The organism is Bacteroides sp. (assembly GCA_036351255.1).
Taxonomy (GTDB): Bacteria; Bacteroidota; Bacteroidia; order Bacteroidales; family UBA7960; genus UBA7960.
In genome coordinates this window covers 23,630-38,700 of record JAZBOS010000028.1, presented here as the reverse complement: position 1 = coordinate 38,700, position 15,071 = coordinate 23,630, and the positions used below count along the sequence as shown (strand labels likewise).

The window sequence follows — 15,071 nt, the reverse complement described above, 5'->3', positions numbered from 1 at the left end:
AGCCATAATTCATTAAATTAGCCCCCTGAACCAAACCTACTGATATGAAGCGTAAAGTATTACCCCTGTTGCTGTTGACGGCCTTCTTTTTTGGTTTTGCCGCTGCCCGGGTCGATCATTCCATCACGGCTGCATTGGTAGAGCAGGCTGGGAGGCTTATTGGCCTTGAATTCAAAAGTGACCAGCATGAGATGATGATCCGCAGTCTGGAAATGAACCGGAACGCCTATGAGGAGATCCGGTCGTTTGAGTTGAACAATGCAGTAGCCCCCGCACTGGTATTTGATCCCCTTCCTGCAGGATACCAGCCCCCGATCCCACGGGGGGCCATCCAATGGGATATTCCTGAAGATATTCCCCTTCCTGCTGACAGAAATGAGCTGGCGTTTTATTCCATTCCTGAGTTGGCTTCGCTGATTTACAGCCGTAAGATCAGTTCAGAAGAATTGACTCAATTTTTCATTGAAAGGCTGGAGCAATATGGTGACACGCTTGAAGCCGTGGTGAGCCTCACCAGTGAGACGGCCCTGGCACAGGCCCGGCACGCTGACCGCGAGCTGGCGATGGGTCGCTATCGTGGACCGCTTCACGGCATCCCTTATGGGGCCAAGGATCTTTTGGCCGTGGAAGGCTATAAAACCACTTGGGGTGCCATGCCCTATAAAGATCAGCAAATTGAACACACTTCCACAGTGATTCGTAAGCTGGATGAAGCCGGAGCAATCCTCGTAGCCAAGCTGACCTTGGGTGCGCTGGCCATGGGCGACATCTGGTTTGGAGGTGTGACCAAAAACCCCTGGAATCTTGAGCAAGGTTCCAGCGGCTCTTCCGCTGGTGCCGCTTCAACCGTTTCGGCAGGCCTTTTGCCTTTTGCCATAGGCACGGAAACCCTTGGGAGCATTGTTTCACCTTCCACACGCTGCGGCACGACAGGCTTGCGGCCCACCTTCGGGCGGGTGAGCCGTGATGGTGCCATGGCCCTGAGCTGGAGCATGGACAAGATAGGGCCCATTGCCCGTAGCGCGTATGATTGTGCCATTGTATTGGAAGCCATCGCAGGCAAAGACCGCGGGGATGTTACAACCGTTGACGCAGCTTATGATGTGCCCCCGCGGGCAGATTTATCAAACTTCAAGGTGGGTTATATCAAGGCGTTTTTTGATGAAACCTATCCCGGCAAGGAAAATGATCAGCAGGTGCTGGCCGACCTTCAGCAGATGGGCATCGAACTGGAAGAGGTGGAATGGGACTTTTCCGTTCCGGTGTCGGCCCTCAGGATTATCCTGACGGCAGAAGCTGCTGCTGCCTTTGACGAACTTACCGTTAGCGGGCGCGACAGCCTGCTGGTGGCCCAGGGAGCTAATGCCTGGCCCAATACTTTCCGTGTGGCGCGCTTCCCCCCGGCGGTAGAGTACATTAATGCCAACAGGTTGCGGAAGATTTTGGTGGAGGAAGTCTATGCCCTGATGAAGGAATATGATGTTATTGTTACGCCTTCTTACGGAGGAAGCCAGTTGCTGGTGACCAACCTGACAGGCAATCCCTGCCTGGTGGCGCCCAATGGCTTCAATGCCAGTGGCAGCCCTACCAGCATTTCTTTCATCGGCAATCTTTTTGAAGAGGGAAAACTAGTGACTCTGGCTTCAGCATGGCAGGATTATTCAGGCCATCATCAAAAGCATCCTCCTTTATTTAAGTAGTTTGGATCCCTAATAATTTCATCCTATGGAAGTTAAACTCCCTCTATATGCCAAACTGACCCTGGTGCTATTGGGCATCGTGCTGACGGTCTTCGTGATGATTGAGGCAAAATCTGTCCTGGTGCCCCTGCTAATATCAGGTCTTTTGGCCGTGCTGGTTAGCCCCCTTACGGGATGGTTTGAACGGAAAAGAATTCCCAAGGCGATTGCTGCCATCCTGAGTCTATTGGTTTTGCTGATTCTTCTTTCCGGCCTGATTTATGTCATATACAACCAGCTGATCAGCTTTGGGTCTGACCTGGGTGCCATCGAGCAGCGGGTTGGTCAATTGATAGAACAGGTCAATGGGTTTGTGGAAAAACATATTGAGGGTTTGGTTCCCATTTCCATTGACAGCCTTAAAGACAATTTCTTTCAGTATTTAAGTGATAATATTTCTTCCATTACCCAAGGAGCTATTAACACGGCATCTTCCCTGACCATCTTGTTCATCCTGCCAATTTATATTTTTCTTTTTCTTTATTTCAGGCATTTCCTCATCGAGTTCCTGATGATGGCTTTCGCTGATAAGCACCGGGATAAGGTCAAAAATGCAACGGAAAAGATCAAGAAGGTGGTTCAGAACTATATCGTGGGGATGTTCATCGTAATCCTAATTCTTGCCACGCTTAACACCATCGCCCTGTTATTATTGGGCATCAGGCATGCCTTGATGTTTGCCCTTTTTGCTGCCATGCTAAACGTGATTCCTTATGTAGGACCCCTGATTGGCTCGACGCTTCCTATTTTATTTGCCTTGCTTACAAAAGATTCCCTGTGGTATCCAGTAGGGGTTTTCCTGTCCTTTTACATTATCCAGCAGGCCGAAGGAAATTTTTTCACCCCCAAAATCGTGGGCGGCAGGGTCTCAATGAATCCCTTTATGACCATTGTGGCTTTGTTTGTGGGCAATTTCATCTGGGGATTTACCGGAATGATTCTTTTTATTCCCGGTATGGCTGTCCTGAAGGTCATTTTTGATGAGATTCCTGGAATGGAGCCCTATGGCTTTCTCCTTGGTGATACCAGGGCAGCGAAAGACAGGAAAGACAAACGCTCGATGAAGGACAGGATTTCGAGGGTTAAGGGCCGTTTTAAGGTCTGAATCAGGACTTATTTGAGTAAAATATCGGGAGGATACCGAATTTCCTTCAGAAAAAGACCGCAAGCGGGGGCAGAATAGCCAGCCTGGCTGCGGTCTTTGCTTTCTATGATATCCGCAAAATCATTTGGCGTGATCTTCCCGAGCCCCACTTCCACCAGGGTACCAACGATGGCCCTTACCATATTGCGCAGGAAACGGTCGGCAGTGATCTCAAACCGCAGCATGCCATCTTCCTTTTCCCATTGTGCCTTACTTATTTTACACAGGAATGTTTTAACCTGGGTGTTGATTTTTGAAAAGCTTTCAAAATCTTCATAAGCTGTCAGGAGGTCAGCCGCCTGCTGCATGGCTTCGAGCTTAAGCTTTCGTTCGAACAACCAGGATCGTCCTCCCTGGAAAGGGTCTTTGCGGGTGCAGATATAATAATGATAGGTCCGGCTTAAAGCACTGAAACGGGCGTGTACATCCGGGAAAACGGCTTCAACGCGATGGATGGCAATGTCGGAAGGCAATATGCGGTTAAGCTTATAGACAAGCTGCGGGAGATTAAGCTCTTCTGGTTTCTTTTCCGTATCAAAATGGGCTGCAAAGGTCGTGGCATGGACGCCGGCGTCAGTGCGGCCTGCTCCAGTTGTTTGGACGTCTTCGCGCAGCAGGATGGACAAAGCGTTGTTGAGGGTTTGCTGCACTGTGGGCGAGCCGGGCTGGATCTGCCACCCGCTGTATACTGAGCCATCGTAACTTAACCAGGCAAAATAGCGATGAGCCATTAGGTCTTTTTTTCAGTTTTTCAGAATAAATGTAAGGAATTTTGCTGTATATGACTTTAGTCATGTTTTATTTCTGTTGATTTTTATTCTTTGCATTGATTTTTTTTATTAAATCTTGAGGTTATGGCTGAACAGGAAATGATGGTATTACTGGCCAGTGCGGCCTCCCTTGGACTCATTCACACAGTGTTTGGCCCGGATCATTATGTTCCTTTTGTAATGATGGGTAAGGCAGGCAATTGGTCGCTCCGGAAAACCTGTCTGATCACTGTTTTATGCGGGATTGGCCACGTGATGGGATCGGTGGTTTTGGGTTTGATCGGCATCGCCATCGGAATTGGCATTCATCGCATCGAACTGATTGAAGGGCTCCGTGGCAACATTGCTGCATGGCTTTTTATCGGATTGGGTCTGGCTTATTTTGCCTGGGGGTTGAAAAAAGCCCTGCGAAACAAGCCCCATTCCCATTTTCATGTTCACCCGGATGGTATTTTCCACTCGCACACACATACGCATGAAGGCAGCCATCTGCATGCTCATGCGGATTCCGCAACTGTCCCCACCAAAGGAGACATGAAGGGTCAGGTATTGCAATCCGAAAAGAAAAACATGAGCCTCTGGATTCTTTTCGTGATTTTTATTTTCGGACCTTGTGAGCCCCTGATCCCTCTGCTGATGTATCCGGCTGCCAAACTCAGCACAGCGGGCGTGTTAGCAGTATCGCTCACCTTCATGCTTTTTACTGTAGGCACCATGACCCTTTTGGTTGGACTTGCATATGCCGGTGCCAGATCGATCAGGTGGGGCTGGGCAGAAAGATATATGCATGCCCTGGCGGGATTTACCCTGTTTTTATGCGGGGTCAGTATTGCCTTCCTGGGGCTTTAATGCCTTGATCTCTTTCCGGATATAAGTTAGCCATTCTTCCATCCCGTTCCCGCTTTTGGTCGAAAGGGAAATTACCTTTTGCCTTGGGTTGATTTTCCGCAGGTTTTCCCTTGCAATTTCAAGGTCAAAGTCAACAAAATCAACCAGATCGGTTTTATTTATCAAGCAAGTGCTTGCCCCGTGAAACATTGGCGCATACTTTATGGGTTTATCGTCGCCCTCAGTAACGCTGAGCATGACGGTTCTAAGGTTTTCGCCCAGGTCGAAAAGCGCGGGGCAAACCAGGTTCCCCACATTTTCAATAAAAAGGAGGGAGTGTTCCTGAGGTCCAAGTTCTTTCAGTGCTTTTCCCACTGAGCGTGCATCAAGATGACAGCCATTCCCGGTATTAATCTGGATTACCCTAGCTCCGGTTGCGCTGATCCTTTTGGCGTCAAGCGAGCCAAACTGATCGCCCTCAATCACATATATTACCATTTCACTTTTCAGAGCCTCGATGGTTTTTATTATGAAGGTTGTTTTTCCGCAACCAGGTGAGCCCATCAAATTCAGAGAAAAGATTTTCCGGCCAATAAGATATTTGCGATTCTCCAAAGCCGCTGCATCATTCTCGCCCAACAGGTTTTCCACTACTTCAATTTCTCTCGTTTTTTCAGACCCCGGGTCTTTTGCAGGACGATCGATTTTCAGGTTTTCCCAAGGGAAAGGTGACGGGGCTGCAGGGGCCCTTTCCGGTTTTTTCCCCTGTTTTTTGGGCTCAAAATTGACAGGCTTCCCAATGGTAACCATGTTCTCTTTTCCTTCACAACCACATGTCTGACACATGACAGAATTTTTTTTTGTTAGGTGTGTTGCTATTTCCCATTTTCGGAGACGATCGATTTAATAAAAAGCTCTTTCCCAGCAATGATTTCGCAATCATTTTCTCCACAACCAGGGCAGAGCGAAAAAAAACCGCCAGGGCTGAATTCTCTTTGGCATTTATTGCATCTTGCAGCGGCCGAGATCAGGTTGATTTTCAGTTTGGCCTTCTCCAGGAAGCTGTTTTTTGTGGCGCTTTCAAAAGAGAACAATAAGGCTTCAGGGACAATTCCAGACAGTTCGCCCACTTCAACATGGACCAAATCTACTTTAAGCAATCCTTCCTGCCTGGCAATCCTTGTTGCTATTTCTGCAATGCGCAATGCAATTCCAAGTTCGTGCATTTCGTAGAGACTGATTAACAAATCCTGGGCAATTGCTCACCCGACAGCATATTCACAATTCTGGTGCCCCCGATGGAGGTTTGAAGAGTTACCAACCCTTTATTTTCACTAATTACTTCGCCGATAATGGCTGCATTTCTTCCCAGAGGATTCTTCCTGAGTTTACTCAGGAGGTTTTGTTCGCTTCCTTTTTTTGCCACTATCAGCATTTTCCCTTCGTTTGCCACATAAAGCGGGTCAAAGCCAAGCAAGTCGCAGAGGCCTTGTACTGATGCCCTTACAGGTACCTTATCTTCAAATATTTTTATCCCAATGTCCAAACCTTCACAAATCTCGCAAAGGGTGGTTGCGAGCCCTCCTCTGGTAGGGTCGCGCATGAACTTTATACCGAGATCCACCTTCAATAATTCACCAAGCAATAAGTTGAGTGGGGCACAATCAGACTGAAAACTGATGGCATGTTCTAACTCGTTGCGGGCGGCAATTACGGCCATGCCATGGTCGCCAAGGAAGCCGTTAATGATAATTTGATCTCCCGGCTTTATTGTTTTTTTTGAGAAAAGCGGCACATTCGCTTCCGGAAAAACCCCGATACCCGAGGTATTGATAAAGATTTTATCGCATTTCCCTTTTTCCACCACCTTGGTATCGCCGGCAGCAATAAATACCCCAGCCAACTTGGCAATCGTTGCCATATTAGCAACGATTCTTTCCAATTCCTTCAAAGGAAACCCCTCTTCAAGAATAAATCCTGCGCTCAGGCAATATGGTTTGGCACCAACCGCTACCAAGTCGTTAATGGTTCCGCAAATAGCTAGTTTGCCTATGTCGCCACCCGGAAAAAAGACAGGGTCAACCACAAATGAATCAGTAGTAAAGGCAATATTGGAGTTTGAAGCCTTAAACACTGCCGCATCATTTTCAAGGCCCAGAATGGCGTTGTCGAAATGTTTGATAAACACATCCCTGACTAGTTCGTGCATGAGGCTTCCGCCGCTTCCGTGGCTTAATAATATACTGTCAGTTTTTTCCTTCATAATTGAACCAGGTTTGGCAAGCTCCTTCGGTTGATACCATGCAGGCCCCCACAGGATTGACTGGAGTGCAGGTCCTGGCAAATAATTTGCACTGGTGAGGTGTTTTTAATCCCTTTAATATTTCGCCGCAAATGCAGCCTTTGGGGTCTGTTTCCTTGAATGTTGGGATGTCAAATACCTTTCTGGCGTCAAATTCGTAATATTTGTGTTTGGGTTTCAGCCCGCTGTTTTTTAAAAACCCCAGGCCTCGCCACCATTCATCGGCTGTTTCAAAAACCTCATACATCATCCTTTGGGCTTCAGGGTTTCCCATAGGTTTAACCGCCCGTGCGTATTGTATTTCGACTTTAGGTTTATCATTTAACACTTGCCTGATAAGCATTAATATGGAATGCATGAGGTCTAAGGGCTCAAAGCCAGAAATTACGCATCCAATTTTGAAGTTTTCAACAATTGGTTGATACATTCTGGTTCCTGTAATTGTGCTTACATGTCCCGGGCAAATATAGCCATCAATGGGAATGCCTTCACTGATGATTCCCTCCATGGCAGGGGGCATGAGTTTATGCGCGCTAAGCACCGAAAAGTTCCCTATTCCGTCGCGACTGGCTTTCAGAATGGCAGCAGCAGTTCCGGGAGCAGTGGTTTCGAAGCCGATGCCAAGGAAAACAATTTTTTTCTCCGGGTTTCTTTTGGCATGCTCAACGGCATCAAGGCTAGAAAGTACTATCCTGATTTGTTTTCCCTCAGCGCGGGCCTTTTCAAGGCTGCCATGATTGCCATTAACCCTGATCAGGTCACCAAAGGTACATACTTCAGTATCTTCTTGACTGGAGAGGGAAATGGCCTGATCGATAAAAGCCCTTCCTGTAACACAAACGGGGCAGCCGGGACCAGAAAGCAGGCTTATGGTTTCTGGCAGTAAGGAAGGGATACCGAACTTGCGGATGGCCCTGGTATGACCTCCACAAACCTCCATGAAGCGCATGGGCCGGGTTGCCAGCCGACAGATCTCCATTGCAAGCGCTTCGCAGAGTTCCCTGGATCGGTATCCTTCAAGCCAATTCATATTCTAATCAGTTATTTCCAGCCTTCATTAGCCTGACAATCTCAATTGTTTTTTCGGCTTCCTCACGGTCGATTATTTCAATGGCAAATCCAGAATGAATCAGGATAAAATCACCCACCTTCACATTTTTCAGAACCATGAGCGAAATCTTCAGCCGGTTTCCGTTCACAGAGACTTCGGCCTCATCGCCATTTATTGAAATTATTTCTGCGGGAATGCTTAGACACATATTTTGTTCCTCCTTGCAGCGGCAACGGCTAGCTGACCTAAAGCAATTCCCCCATCATTGACGGGAACCTTGTGGTTTGTCAATACCTGAAATCCTTTTGCTTCTAATTTTTCCCTAATACCAGACAGGAGGCGACGGTTTTGGAAAGCCCCGCCCGAAAGAATAATCTTCTCTGGCATGCTGCAATTCAAATTCTTAGGTATTGCGCTAACGGTTGCCTCTATGATTGAATTATGAAAGCGCGTTGAAATAATTTCCTTTCTAACCCCAGCCTTTAAGTCATCGACAATTCCTTCAATGATTCCATTCACTTTAATAATCCTTCCTTTCTCAATTTCAGTTTTATAAAAATCCAGGGTTTTTTCAGTTGCGCAGTCTTCAAGTCTCATTGGGCCTTCGGCTTCAAAATTCGGTTTATTACATAAGCCTAGTAAGGATGCAGCGGCATCGAACAACCTTCCAATGCCTGATGACCGTGAAATGTTGATGTTGTTTTTGAGCGCTGTCATGACTAGGTCAAGCTTTGAAGGCTCAATAAAGTTCAGGATGTTTTTTACCTGATCGGGGATGCTTTCTCCGTATGTAAGAAAAAGGCAGGCAAGGGCCATTCGCCAGGGTTCTTCCACTGCCTTGTCACCGCCGGGCATGGGAAGGTATTCGAAATGTCCAAGTCTTTCAAAACTGCACAGATCGCAAAGCATGATCTCGCTTCCCCAGATATGGCCATCGGTTCCGTAGCCTGTTCCATCGAAACTTAAACCTATCACCTTTTCCCTGATATGATGCTCGGCCAGGCAGGATGCAATATGGGCGTGATGGTGCTGTACCACCTCAACAGGCAACCCCTGCTGTTTGCTCCAAAAACTGGTCATATAATCAGGATGCATGTCAGTGGCAATCAATAGTGGTTTGAACCTGAACAAACCACTGAATCTGGATAAGGATTCGGCGAAGAAGTTGAAGGTCTCCATATTCTTTAAGTCGCCAATGTGCTGGCTCATGATGGCCAGATTTCCCTTGCCCAGACAAAAACAATTTTTCAGCTCGGCGCCGGTAGCAAAAATGCCTTCCGCATCGAACTCCAGGGTTATTGGTTTGGGTACAAACCCGCGCGAGCGTCTAATGATTTGAATGTTCCCGTCAATATGCTGCACCACTGAATCGTCGGTGCGGTTATAAATGTCACGGTTGTAATCGATCAAAAAATCGAACCCCTGCCCGAGCTTTCTCAGGGCTACTTTGGGGTCAATGATTACGGGTTCTTCGGAAAGGTTTCCGCTGGTAAAGATTATAGCCTTGGTAGAAAGGTGCCTGAACAACAGATATTGGAAAGGCATATAGGGAAGAAAAGCGCCGATCCTCGTTAAACCTGCATTGACTGTGCCTTGAAGATTGTTTTTCCCGTCAACAAGGACGATGGGGCGTTGCCAGGAAGTTATGGAAGTTTTTTCTTCCAACTTCAAACTGGCAAATTCCGATAAGGTTTCAATGCTTGAAAACATTATTGCAAAAGGTTTTCCTTCCCTAAGTTTTCCAGTTCTGAGACGGTTAACGGTTTCGCTATTCAAAGCATCGCATGCAAGGTGAAAACCACCGGTTCCCTTAATGGCAAGTATTTTTCCCTCATCAAGAATGCGAGCTGCCTCCCTGATCAAGTTTTTACACTCGATCTTTTCCCCAGCGGGGGAGTAAAGGCTGTAAACTGGCCCGCAAGCGTTACAAGCCACCGGTTGGGCATGAAATCGCCTGTTGTGAATATTACTATATTCATCCGAGCACTTGCTGCACATTGGAAATGCAGCCATGGTGGTTTGCGGGCGGTCGTAAGGAAGGGCTTTGATTATGCTGAAACGGGGGCCGCAATTGGTGCAGTTAATCAAGGGGTAATCAATTCTGTGGTTCTGGTTTTCCAGGTCCTTAAGACAATCGGCACAAACGGCAATATCGGGCGATACCTCGGTAATTTCCTCCTTCTTTCCTGAACTGGGAATAATATGAAACCCCTTCTCTCCATTTGGTGACGATACAATAACCTGAACCTCGCTTATTTCGGCCACTGGAGGAGCCAGCAATGAAATATCGCGAATAAATTTCTCCAAATGGTCTTCATTGCCAATGGCTTTGATCTGAACCCCAATGGTGGAATTCTTTACCCAACCTGTAATTTTGTTATTTAGGGCAATCCGGTATATATGAGGACGGAACCCCACTCCCTGCACCAGCCCTTTTACATTAATTTCAAAGGCATTTTCAGGGTAGCTGGTTTTGATTGGAACCGCAATATTCTTGTATGAATAGAATTCAACCATAAAAACAAATAATTTTCCTCAACCAAAAGTACAATCTGACCTGAATGTAAAGTATGACATTTATCATATATTTTCCTTCATTTATTTAGTTGCTTTTAAGTGCGTTTTAAACAAAAGTTTATTAAATTGCATGCCTGAAAGCTGTAAGGTTTTGATTTCAAGTATTCAACCTTAAAGGTTCGATATGCCTATTCTGATTGTAAGCTGCGAAGAGTGCCCGGTTCACAGAAAGTCTATTTTCCGTGGTATTGATGAATGCGATATGCTTGATATGAGCCTGAAAAAGACCTGTTATTTTTACCGCAAGGGTCAAATGATTTTTTACGAGGGGAAAGGGGCACTTGGCATTTATTGTGTGAACCAAGGTAAAATTAAGGTTTTTAAACTTGGTCCTGAGGGCAAGGAGCAAATCATCAGAGTGGTTTTACCGGGGGAGGTCATGGGTTTGCGTTCCGTGGTTTCGGGAAAACCGTATTCTGCTTCTGCAACCGCCCTCGATGATTCGGTGTGTTGCTTTATCAGCAAACGAAAGTTTTTTCAACTAACCATTAAATATCCTGAAATTTCCCAAAGGATCATGTTATTGCTTAGTCAATTGCTTGACGGAGCGGAGAATAAGATAACCTCCTTAGCCCAGAAATCGGTTCGGGAAAGATTAGCCGAAACATTGCTTACCCTTGATGAAGCCTTCAAAAACGAAAAATGTGACCAAGGAAGTGTTATCAGCCTTTCGCGCGAAGACCTTGCAAACCTTGTCGGAACTGCTACAGAAACAGTCATCAGGCTCCTTTCTGAATTTAAACATGATGAGCTGGTTGAAATCCGCGGAAGAAAGATCAAAGTCTTGAAAAGAAAGGAATTGCAGAAAATTGGCAAGGCTTTTTTTGCATGACAAAAATCATTTTTTTTTCTGACGCTGGTCATTGCCCTCCATTTTTTTTCATTTTAATATTGTGCCAACAACCGTTTGCTTTTCCCATTCAAAAACGTTTGTATGGCCAGGTATTATGAGATCGAAAGGACTGCCTGGGATAAGGCATTAATTGACCTTTTAAGTTCCTTCAGGGTATTTGCCCCCATTCTTAAAGGGAAAACCCTAGATTACCAACTGATTCAGGAGGAACACATCCCGCACATTGTTTATAACATACCTAAACCGGTGGTTCCTCTAAAGACTTTTTTTCTTCCCATTAAGGAAAATGTGGTTGTTTATAAAAAAGAAGAAAAGCCAATCATTATTCTGGGTATTCCTGCCTGTGACCTTTCAGCTCTTGATCTGCTGGATAAATTTTTCATGACGGAAGTTTACAATGACCATTATTATGCAGGTCGTCGGGAGGGATCGGTGCTCATTGGTTGCGACTGCCACTCTGCCAATAAGCATTGTCATTGCACCAGTTATGGACTAAATCCGTTTCCGGAAAATAACCAGGATATGACCATTAACATGATTAATGGCCACGCAATTATTTCTTCTTTTTCCATGAAAGGAGAGGAACTTCTTTCCAGAATCCTTGGCATGGGATTAGTTATTCATACTTTTGATGAGGTCCCGGAACGATTAACAGAAATCAGGTTAAAAGTGAAAAGGGAGCTTGAAAAAGCCAACAGGCTCCTCCCGAATTACCAGGAGACCACTGATGCAGTGATTAATTCTGATAAGGTCATTTGGGAGAAGTATGCAAAAAAATGCGTTTCATGTGGGGCGTGCGCGACCATTTGCCCTACCTGTACCTGCTTCCTTTTAATCGACAGGCCTGGGTTCGAAAAGGTTCGCCAGCTTGATGCCTGCCAATATCCAGGATTTGAAAGGACTGCTGGAGGGGAGAATCCCCTGAAAAAACTGGAATATCGCTTTAAAAACCGCTACCTCTGCAAATACCTTTATCGGCCTGAGAAATTTGATGCGATTGCTTGTACGGGTTGCGGCCGCTGTATTGAGGCATGCATTGCGAAGATTAATAAGAACGAATTATTAATTGAATTGACAAAATAAAAAGAATTGTGGCCACAAGAAGCGAAAATATTTACAAACCTTTCAAGGTTACCCTCGAAAAGGTGATTGAAGAGTCTCCCTTAATAAAAACTTTTGTCTTTGTTCCCGAGCGGGAATTCCGTTTTAAGACCGGGGAATTTATTGAGCTTACCCTGGATGGCATTGGTGAAGCCCCCTTTACACCCTCTTCCTCGCCCCTGGTTACCGATCGCTTCGATGTTACAATTATGAAGGCCGGCTATGTTACCGAAAAGATGCATAATCTTGAGCCGGGAGCTGTTTTAGGGGTAAGGGGTCCCTTTGGCAGGGGTTACCCGATTGAAGATTTTGTTGATAAGGAGATCTTGATCTTAAGTGGGGGTTGTGGCCTTGCGCCAATCCGTTCGTTGCTTTACATGCTGATAGATATGAAAGACAAACTCAGAAAAGTGGTTTTGTGCTACGGTTCTAAAACCCCTGAGGACTGCATATATAAGCCTTTGTTCAGTGAATTGAATAAAATAAATAAATTCCAAACCTTGCGAACCGTTGATTTAGCCGATCAGTATTGGGAAGAACATGTTGGGGTGGCCACAGTTCTGCTCGACCATGTGGAAGTGGATTTGGCTAAAGCAGTGGGTGTGGTTTGCGGTCCACCTGTTATGATGAAATATGGCACCCTGAAACTTCTTGAAATGGGTTTCCCTGAAAACCTAATTTATCTCTCTATGGAGAAGAACATGTCGTGCGGGTTGGGGAAATGCGGTCGCTGTATGATGGGGAGCTATTTTGTATGCCGTGATGGCCCTGTTTTTACTTATGATGAGGTCAAAGGTCAGCCAAACATTTGGTAAAGGCTGGGAAAGGAATTTATATCAATAAAAGGATAACAAAATGAGTAAACGGATCCTTATTGATTTAATGAAATGCCGCGAGTGCGACAAATGTATTGTTGAATGCGCTTATCCTCATCATCCCCAAAATAATGGCATGATAGGTTTGCACGAAATGTCTGTCTTTAACTTTACCTGTCGTCGTTGTGAAGACGCACCTTGCATCCAAGTATGCCCTTCCGAAGCCCTGGAACGCACCAGCGAAGGCATAGTTGAGCGGGCAGTAAACCTTTGTATCTCATGCAAATCGTGCATTTCTGCCTGTCCTTTTGGAACCTTGATGAATCATTTCTTTGAGGTCAGGAAATCCATTTGCGATTACTGCCACTTTGATGAGAATACCTTGAGCCTTAAGTGTGTGGATACCTGTCCTTACGGTGCCCTGTCATTTACTGACAAGGAACCCGATGAAGCTTCTTATATTTTTGAATTGAATAAGCATGTGCTTGTGAAAGAATACGCCTGGGAAAAAATCAAAGAAATCAAGTAGCTATGGCCGGACATATATTTTATTTTCTGATCTTCCCGGGCCTTTTATTTGCCGGGGTCGGGGGTGGTTTATTGAGCTGGTTCGACCGGAAAATCACTGCCAGGGTGCAGTTTAGGGTTGGCCCGCCGCTGCTTCAGCCATTTTACGATTTCGTTAAGCTGATGGCAAAGGAAACCATCATTCCCTCCAATGCAGCCAGAACGGTCTTCCTGCTTGCTCCTATTCTTGCCGTGTCGGGAGGTTGCCTGTCGAGCGTTTTCATCTTGTTACCAGGATTTGGAATCAGCACAGGTTTTAAAGGCGATCTGATCGTGGTGTTTTACCTACTCATGGTGCCTTCGTTGTCCTATATCATCGGTGCCCTGGCCAGCGGAAATCCCATCGCCAACCTTGGCGCTTCGCGCGAAATGAAACTGATCATTGGATACGAGCTCAGCTTGTTGCTGGTGCTTGCGGCCGTAATTCTTAAAGCCGGGAATTCAATCAGCCTTGGTGAGATTATTGTGGTTCAACAACAACAAGGCGCCTTTATTGGCAGCATCTCAGGCATACTGCTTTTTATTGTTGCTATGATGTGTGTGCAGGCAAAGCTTGCCTTTGTGCCCTTCGATATTGCCGATGCCGAAACCGAGATTGCCGGCGGGATTTTCCTTGAGTTTTCAGGATTTACCCTGGCCATGGTAAAACTTGCAAAATACATCATGCTGCTGGTGTTGCCATCGTTCGTGGTGGTAATCCTACTTGGTGGTTTCAGGTTTGAAGGGATACATATTCTTTGGTCTTTACTGAAGCTTTTGGGAGTGGTGTTGCTGATCACACTGGTCCGAAATACCAATCCCAGGCTTACCATTGGGCAATCCATGCGGTTCTTTTTTATTTGGATGAACCTGTTTGCCATTATTGCAATAGTGTTGGCATATTTTGGTTATTAAACCTTTTCTGCTGTGGGAATAAAAAGTTATTGCTTTAAGAAGTCCTTGTGGCTTTACCACTTTGCCGGGGCATCGTGCAACAACTGCGATATTGAAGTGCTCGACTGCCTTACGCCCCGATATGATGTGGAGCGCTTCGGAATGCTGCTTATTGGCAGCGTTCGGCATGCAGATGTATTGCTGGTTGCAGGCTCCATTAACAAGAAATGCAAATCGCGACTGCTCGAGGTATACCACCAAGCTCCCAAGCCTTTGGTAGTGGTGGCTATTGGGGCTTGCGGCATCACCGGGGGCATTTTTGCCGAAGGAAACACTTTTGCAGGACCGGTTGATAAAATTATCCCGGTGGATGTGTACATTCCGGGTTGCCCGCCCAAGCCGGAGGCCATCCTGGCTGGTATCGTCAATTTTCTTAACAAATCGTAAAAGT

Annotated in this window: 16 protein-coding genes; 9 read left to right on the top strand and 7 right to left on the bottom strand. The window is 46.0% G+C overall.

The genetic code is table 11. The annotated features are described in order from the left end of the window. The first annotated feature begins 44 nt into the window (after positions 1-44). Together V2I46_02645 and V2I46_02640 are read left to right on the top strand one after the other, a co-directional pair. Positions 45-1,700, top strand: coding sequence for an amidase (locus tag V2I46_02645; protein ID MEE4176388.1), 1,656 nt, complete (start codon positions 45-47; stop codon positions 1,698-1,700). 25 nt (positions 1,701-1,725) lie between these two features. After that, on the top strand, positions 1,726-2,844 hold the full coding sequence (locus V2I46_02640; GenBank protein MEE4176387.1) for an AI-2E family transporter: 1,119 nt from the start codon (positions 1,726-1,728) through the stop codon (positions 2,842-2,844). An 8-nt stretch (positions 2,845-2,852) separates the two neighbouring features. Here the strand turns inward: V2I46_02640 and truA are convergent, their stop codons facing one another. Next, positions 2,853-3,614 carry a tRNA pseudouridine(38-40) synthase TruA gene (gene truA, locus V2I46_02635; GenBank protein MEE4176386.1) on the bottom strand — a complete coding sequence of 254 codons (762 nt, stop codon included), beginning with the start codon at positions 3,612-3,614 and terminating at the stop codon, positions 2,853-2,855. 123 nt (positions 3,615-3,737) lie between these two features. Between truA and V2I46_02630 the strand changes: the two genes are divergently transcribed. Continuing rightward, positions 3,738-4,502: a hypothetical protein gene (locus tag V2I46_02630; protein ID MEE4176385.1), complete on the top strand. Its 765-nt coding sequence runs from the start codon at positions 3,738-3,740 to the stop codon at positions 4,500-4,502. Here V2I46_02630 and hypB read toward each other — a convergent pair. The 6 genes from hypB to hypF are packed head-to-tail and all read right to left on the bottom strand — an operon-like array spanning position 4,467 to position 10,351. Further along, positions 4,467-5,327 carry a hydrogenase nickel incorporation protein HypB gene (hypB, locus tag V2I46_02625; GenBank protein ID MEE4176384.1) on the bottom strand — a complete coding sequence of 287 codons (861 nt, stop codon included), beginning with the start codon at positions 5,325-5,327 and terminating at the stop codon, positions 4,467-4,469. The two genes, V2I46_02630 and hypB, sit on opposite strands and share 36 nt — an antisense overlap. Before the next feature lie 29 nt (positions 5,328-5,356). Further along, positions 5,357-5,707: a hydrogenase maturation nickel metallochaperone HypA gene (hypA, locus tag V2I46_02620; protein ID MEE4176383.1), complete on the bottom strand. Its 351-nt coding sequence runs from the start codon at positions 5,705-5,707 to the stop codon at positions 5,357-5,359. Positions 5,708-5,721: 14 nt separating this feature from the next. Continuing rightward, on the bottom strand, positions 5,722-6,744 hold the full coding sequence (gene hypE, locus V2I46_02615; protein MEE4176382.1) for a hydrogenase expression/formation protein HypE: 1,023 nt from the start codon (positions 6,742-6,744) through the stop codon (positions 5,722-5,724). Then, the gene (hypD, locus tag V2I46_02610) at positions 6,728-7,813 is read right to left on the bottom strand and encodes a hydrogenase formation protein HypD (GenBank protein MEE4176381.1); all 1,086 of its coding nucleotides are present in this window, start codon (positions 7,811-7,813) and stop codon (positions 6,728-6,730) included. The genes hypE and hypD overlap by 17 nt, the downstream gene beginning before the upstream one ends. Before the next feature lie 7 nt (positions 7,814-7,820). After that, positions 7,821-8,042, bottom strand: coding sequence for a HypC/HybG/HupF family hydrogenase formation chaperone (locus tag V2I46_02605; GenBank protein ID MEE4176380.1), 222 nt, complete (start codon positions 8,040-8,042; stop codon positions 7,821-7,823). Next, positions 8,033-10,351 carry a carbamoyltransferase HypF gene (gene hypF / locus V2I46_02600; protein ID MEE4176379.1) on the bottom strand — a complete coding sequence of 773 codons (2,319 nt, stop codon included), beginning with the start codon at positions 10,349-10,351 and terminating at the stop codon, positions 8,033-8,035. The genes V2I46_02605 and hypF overlap by 10 nt, the downstream gene beginning before the upstream one ends. Before the next feature lie 184 nt (positions 10,352-10,535). Here hypF and V2I46_02595 point away from each other — a divergent pair, with 184 nt between their 5' ends. The 6 genes from V2I46_02595 to nuoB all read left to right on the top strand — a co-directional run bounded on the left by V2I46_02595 (position 10,536) and on the right by nuoB (position 15,067). After that, positions 10,536-11,243, top strand: a complete 708-nt coding sequence (locus tag V2I46_02595; GenBank protein MEE4176378.1) for a Crp/Fnr family transcriptional regulator — start codon at positions 10,536-10,538, stop codon at positions 11,241-11,243. Between the two features lie 102 nt (positions 11,244-11,345). Beyond that, entirely contained in the window at positions 11,346-12,347 is a 1,002-nt protein-coding gene (locus V2I46_02590; protein MEE4176377.1) for a 4Fe-4S dicluster domain-containing protein, read from the top strand. 8 nt (positions 12,348-12,355) lie between these two features. Then, on the top strand, positions 12,356-13,180 hold the full coding sequence (locus V2I46_02585; GenBank protein ID MEE4176376.1) for an FAD/NAD(P)-binding protein: 825 nt from the start codon (positions 12,356-12,358) through the stop codon (positions 13,178-13,180). A gap of 40 nt (positions 13,181-13,220) precedes the next feature. Further along, positions 13,221-13,709, top strand: coding sequence for a 4Fe-4S dicluster domain-containing protein (locus V2I46_02580; GenBank protein MEE4176375.1), 489 nt, complete (start codon positions 13,221-13,223; stop codon positions 13,707-13,709). Positions 13,710-13,711: 2 nt separating this feature from the next. Next, the gene (locus V2I46_02575; GenBank protein MEE4176374.1) at positions 13,712-14,641 is read left to right on the top strand and encodes a complex I subunit 1 family protein; all 930 of its coding nucleotides are present in this window, start codon (positions 13,712-13,714) and stop codon (positions 14,639-14,641) included. Positions 14,642-14,653: 12 nt separating this feature from the next. Then, positions 14,654-15,067 (top strand): NADH-quinone oxidoreductase subunit NuoB, encoded by a 414-nt coding sequence (gene nuoB / locus V2I46_02570; protein MEE4176373.1) that lies wholly within the window; start codon positions 14,654-14,656, stop codon positions 15,065-15,067. Positions 15,068-15,071: the final 4 nt, after the last annotated feature.